Here is an 857-nt window from a genome sequence, read left to right on the forward strand (position 1 = left end):
GGTGCGGCCGGACACGGCGTCGCCGGCCCCAAGTACGGATTCCGGCCCACCGTGATGGCCCGACCACCCTTCGCCGGATAGTCCCCGCCGGAATCGCAACCCCTGGACGATTCCGACGCGCCCTGCCTCCGAATGACCGGCGGCAGGGCGCGTTTCGCGTCTTCGTGCCACCGGCACCGCCGATCGGTGACCCGTCGTGGGATCCGCGCGCGGAAGCCCCCACGCCGAGTCGCATGCGGGGCTCCCGCAGCGAATCGTATGACGGGCTTTTATCTGCGGCCGGATTTTTATCCCGCACTGGGGTTTTCGCGTCGGCGCCGTCCCCCCGACGCGGCCCGAGCGGTCGCAGTCGCACGCCCACGGTGGACAGCCTGCTCGGTGCGTTCCCGCAGGTAGCGCCCCTGCGCGCGGACCCGTCCGCCGCGACCCCGAGCGGGCAAACACCTGTGGTGACAGCGGCGCCGGCATGCCGCTGCCGTACCACCGCGGCATCGCGAACCCGCGACGCGGCGGCGCGGCCATTTAGCCTTTCGGAAAACCAATTCCGATGGTCATCGCTGAGTGATCACCTGCGAGGGGATACATGTCGTTCCAGCCCGGTGCTTCATGACCATGGATTTCGGGGCACTGCCGCCGGAGGTCAATTCCGGTCGCATGTACGCGGGTCCGGGGTCGGGCCCGTTGATGGCCGCGGCCGCGGCCTGGGACGGACTCGGCGCGGAGCTGGGCACGGCGGCCAGCGGCTACACGTCGGTGATTTCGGAGCTGACCCAGGCACCTTGGGTGGGTCCGGCGTCGACGGCGATGTTGTCGGCGGTCACCCCGTACGTGAGTTGGCTCAGTGCTTTGGCCACGCA

2 protein-coding genes are annotated in these 857 nt (G+C 69.9%); both read left to right on the top strand.

Features of this window, described 5'->3' with window-relative positions:
- Positions 1–81 (top strand): PPE family protein, SVP subgroup (locus tag OQ789_RS25650; protein ID WP_420716206.1); only part of this gene is annotated, 81 nt, incomplete at its 5' end.
- 531 nt (positions 82–612) lie between these two features.
- Positions 613–857: PPE family protein (locus OQ789_RS25655; RefSeq protein ID WP_324689209.1), on the top strand; the 245-nt coding region annotated here is incomplete at its 3' end.

The sequence above is a fragment of the Mycobacterium sp. 94-17 genome, assembly GCF_035617725.1.
Taxonomy (GTDB): Bacteria; Actinomycetota; Actinomycetes; order Mycobacteriales; family Mycobacteriaceae; genus Mycobacterium.